Origin of the sequence: Methyloceanibacter sp. (assembly GCF_051306395.1) — a bacterium.
Classification (GTDB): Bacteria; Pseudomonadota; Alphaproteobacteria; order Rhizobiales; family Methyloligellaceae; genus Methyloceanibacter.
On sequence record NZ_JBPPND010000154.1, the window covers coordinates 1 to 3,495 of the forward strand.

Sequence of the window (3,495 nt, forward strand, 5' to 3'; positions counted from 1 at the left end):
TCTTGGCGGTGGTGGTGACGATGATGTCCATGCCCCGGACCTGTTCGATCTGGTCGTAATTGATCTCGGGGAACACGATCTGCTCTTTCAGGCCCATGGCGTAATTGCCACGGCCGTCGAACGAACGGGGATTGACCCCCCGGAAGTCGCGGATGCGCGGCATGGCGACGGTCACCAGGCGGTCGAGGAACTCGTACATGCGGTCGCGGCGCAAGGTGACCTTGCAGCCGATCGGCATGCCTTCGCGCAGCTTGAACTGGGCAATCGACTGTTTCGCCTTGGTGATCACCGGCTTCTGACCCGCGATCAGCTCCATTTCGGCGGCCGCAGCCTCGACCTTCTTCTTGTCCTGGGTGGCTTCGCCGACGCCCATGTTGATTACGATCTTGTCGAGGCGCGGGACCTCGAGCCGGTTCTTGTAGCCGAACCGTTCGGTCATCGCCTTGACGATGCGCTCCTCGAAATCCGTCTTCAGGCGCGGCGTATAGCCGTCGACCTTCTTGGCCTTCGCCGGCTTGTCAGCCTTCTCAGCCTTCGGGGCGGCTTCGGCCTTCTCGGCCTTGGGCGCAGTCTCGGCGGCTTCTGCCGCTACCTCGGTCGTCTCGACCTCGGCATTCTCGGCTTGCTGCCCGTTCTTTTCGTCAGCCATCGATCTTCTCCCCGGACCGCGTCGCGACGCGGACCTTCTTGCCGTCCTTGGCCATCTCGAAGCGGACGCGCGTCGGCTTGCCCGTCTTCGGGTCGGCGATCGCCACGTTCGAGACGTGCATCGGCGCTTCCTTGCGCTCGAGCCCACCCTGGGGGTTGGCCTGGCTGGCCTTGCGGTGGCGGACGGCGACGTTCACCCCGGACACGATCACTTTCATGTCCTTGGGCATCGCACGCATGACTTCACCGGTGCGGCCCTTGTCCTTGCCGGACAGAACGACGACCTTGTCGCCCTTGCGGATCTTCTGCGCGGACATGGTTAGAGTACCTCCGGCGCGAGGCTGATGATCTTCATGTGCTTCTTGGCGCGCAACTCGCGCACGACCGGGCCGAAGATACGGGTGCCGATCGGCTCCTCGTTCTTGTTGACCAGCACCGCAGCGTTGGAATCGAAGCGGATCACCGACCCGTCGGGCCGGCGAATGTCCTTGGCGGTGCGAACGATCACCGCGCGGTGGACGTCGCCCTTTTTCACGCGGCCGCGAGGCGCCGCTTCCTTGACGGAAACGACGATGATGTCGCCGACGCCGGCAGTGCGGCGCTTCGAGCCGCCCAGCACCTTGATGCACTGGACGCGCTTCGCACCGCTGTTGTCAGCAACCTCTAGGTTGGACTGCATCTGGATCATGGTTCGACCCTATCCTTCAAAAAATCTCTCATCGGCTCAGGCGTCGGCTTCCGCCGGCTCCTTGGCCTTCTTGCCGCCTTTTGACGGCTTGGCTTGTTTCTGGCCCTTCTCGGCCTTCTCGTCCTTGTCGGCCTTCTCTTCGTCCTTGGCCTTCGACGGCTTGACCGGCTTCGGCGTCTCCGATTCGGGCACGTCGAGATTGGCCTCGGCGATCGGAGTGACCTCCGCCCCGATCCGGTCGAGGACGGTCCAGGTCTTCAGCTTCGAAATCGGCGCGCATTCCTCGATGCGCACCTGCTCGCCCGGGCGATAGGCATTGCCTTCGTCATGGGCGTGGTACTTCTTCGACAGCCTGATGATCTTGCCGTACAGCGGGTGCTTCACCCGCCGCTCGACGCGGACCACCACGGTCTTGTCTGCCTTGTCGGACACCACGGTGCCGGTCAGGACGCGCTTGGGCATCTCAAATAACTCCTTACGCCTCGGCCGACGCGCGGGCGCGCTGGGTCTGGATCGTCTTGATGCGGGCGATGGTGCGGCGCACCTCCTTGACCCGCGACGGCTTTTCGAGCTGGTTGGTCGCCGACTGGAAGCGCAGGTTGAAGGCCTCGCGCTTGAGGTCGGCCAGCTCGGTCGTCAGCTGGTCGTCGGTCTTGACGGTCAGATTCTCTTTCTTGGCCATGGTCAGTCAACCTCAACCAGGGATTCGCCAAGGCGGGCGACCACCTTGGTCTTGATCGGCAGTTTCTCGGCGGCGCGTTCGAACGCGGTCTTGGCGAGCGGCCCGGGGACGCCGTCGAGCTCGAACAGGATGCGGCCGGGCTTGACCCGGGCGACCCAGAATTCGGGCGAACCCTTGCCCGAGCCCATGCGGACCTCGGCCGGCTTCGATGACACCGGCACGTCCGGGAACACCCGGATCCAGAGCCTGCCGGCGCGCTTGATGTGGCGCGTGATGGCGCGGCGCGCCGCCTCGATCTGGCGCGCGGTGATCCGCTCCGGCTCCATCGCCTTGAGGCCGAAGGCGCCGAAGTTAAGCTCGGTCCCGCCCTTGGCATTGCCATGGATCCGGCCCTTGAAGGCCTTGCGGAACTTGGTGCGTTTTGGTTGCAGCATCTCGAATATTCCTTAGCGGCGGTCTTCGCGCGCCGGGCGAACGCCCGAGGTCTGCGCATCCATCATCAGCCGGTCCTGCGCGGTCGGGTCATGAGCGAAAATCTCGCCCTTGAAGATCCAGACCTTGACGCCGCACACGCCGTAAGCGGTGTGCGCCTGGGCTTCGGCATAATCGACATTGCCGCGCAAAGTGTGCAGCGGCACGCGGCCTTCGCGGTACCATTCGGTCCGCGCAATCTCGGCACCGCCAAGACGGCCGGCGCAGGTAATGCGGATGCCCTCGGCGCCAAGGCGAAGGGCCGACTGCACGGCGCGCTTCATCGCCCGGCGGAACGCGATGCGGCGCTCCAGTTGGTCGGCAACGCCCTGCGCAACCAGGCGCGCATCGACTTCCGGCTTGCGGATTTCGACGATGTTGAGGCTGACTTCGCTGTCGGTCATCTTCGCCAGCGACTTCTTCAATTTCTCGATGTCCGAGCCCTTCTTGCCGATGATGACGCCCGGGCGGGCGGCATAGATCGACACGCGGCACAGCTTTGCCGGGCGCTCGATGACCACCTTGGAAATCGCCGCCTGCGGCAGGCTCTCCATGATAAAGCGGCGCATCTTGAGGTCCTCGAGCAGCAGCCGGCCATAATCCTGGCCTTCCGCGAACCAGCGGCTGTCCCAGGTCCGGTTGATCTGCAGCCTGAGGCCGACAGGAGAGGATTTCTGACCCATTACGCTTCTTCCTGCTCGCGCACGACGACGCGGATTCGGCTGAACGGCTTGACGATCCGCGACGAGCGGCCGCGCGCACGAGTGGCGAACCGCTTCATCGAAATCGACTTGCCGACGCTCGCCTCGGCGACGACGAGAGCGTCGACGTCGAGGTTGTGGTTGTTCTCGGCATTGGCCACCGCCGAAGCGAGAACCTTGCGCACATCGTCGGCCATTCCCTTGGGCGAGAACTTGAGGATGTTGAGCGCTTCCTCGACCCTGCGACCGCGGATGAGCCCGGCCACCAGGTTCAGCTTGCGGGCCGAACCGCGAATGGTGTTGCC

Annotated in this window: 7 protein-coding genes and 1 pseudogene; all 8 read right to left on the reverse strand. The window is 64.3% G+C overall.

What is annotated here, in order from left to right; genetic code table 11:
* Positions 1-649, reverse strand: a 649-nt coding sequence (gene rplE / locus ACSLE4_RS07990; protein ID WP_435903941.1) for a 50S ribosomal protein L5, incomplete at its 3' end; no start/stop codon positions are given.
* Positions 642-965, reverse strand: a complete 324-nt coding sequence (gene rplX / locus ACSLE4_RS07995; RefSeq protein WP_435903942.1) for a 50S ribosomal protein L24 — start codon at positions 963-965, stop codon at positions 642-644. The genes rplX and rplE, both read right to left, overlap by 8 nt.
* Positions 966-967: 2 nt before the next feature.
* Positions 968-1,336, reverse strand: a complete 369-nt coding sequence (rplN, locus tag ACSLE4_RS08000; RefSeq protein WP_249904872.1) for a 50S ribosomal protein L14 — start codon at positions 1,334-1,336, stop codon at positions 968-970.
* Positions 1,337-1,576: 240 nt separating this feature from the next.
* Positions 1,577-1,798, reverse strand: a pseudogene (rpsQ, locus tag ACSLE4_RS08005) (30S ribosomal protein S17); the annotation flags it as partial.
* A gap of 13 nt (positions 1,799-1,811) precedes the next feature.
* The gene (gene rpmC, locus ACSLE4_RS08010; RefSeq protein WP_435903943.1) at positions 1,812-2,018 is read right to left on the reverse strand and encodes a 50S ribosomal protein L29; all 207 of its coding nucleotides are present in this window, start codon (positions 2,016-2,018) and stop codon (positions 1,812-1,814) included.
* A gap of 2 nt (positions 2,019-2,020) precedes the next feature.
* Positions 2,021-2,452: a 50S ribosomal protein L16 gene (rplP, locus tag ACSLE4_RS08015; RefSeq protein WP_435903944.1), complete on the reverse strand. Its 432-nt coding sequence runs from the start codon at positions 2,450-2,452 to the stop codon at positions 2,021-2,023.
* Positions 2,453-2,464: 12 nt separating this feature from the next.
* Positions 2,465-3,172 (reverse strand): 30S ribosomal protein S3, encoded by a 708-nt coding sequence (gene rpsC, locus ACSLE4_RS08020; RefSeq protein ID WP_435903945.1) that lies wholly within the window; start codon positions 3,170-3,172, stop codon positions 2,465-2,467.
* A partial coding sequence (gene rplV / locus ACSLE4_RS08025; RefSeq protein ID WP_435903946.1) for a 50S ribosomal protein L22 occupies positions 3,172-3,495 on the reverse strand: 324 nt, incomplete at its 5' end. The genes rplV and rpsC, both read right to left, overlap by 1 nt.

Coding starts and splice junctions, on each gene's coding strand:
- rplX (WP_435903942.1), bottom strand. CDS start 965: ATGTCCGCGCAGAAGATCCGCAAGGGCGACAAGGTCGTCGTTCTGTCC.
- rplN (WP_249904872.1), bottom strand. CDS start 1,336: ATGATCCAGATGCAGTCCAACCTAGAGGTTGCTGACAACAGCGGTGCG.
- rpmC (WP_435903943.1), bottom strand. CDS start 2,018: ATGGCCAAGAAAGAGAATCTGACCGTCAAGACCGACGACCAGCTGACG.
- rplP (WP_435903944.1), bottom strand. CDS start 2,452: ATGCTGCAACCAAAACGCACCAAGTTCCGCAAGGCCTTCAAGGGCCGG.
- rpsC (WP_435903945.1), bottom strand. CDS start 3,172: ATGGGTCAGAAATCCTCTCCTGTCGGCCTCAGGCTGCAGATCAACCGG.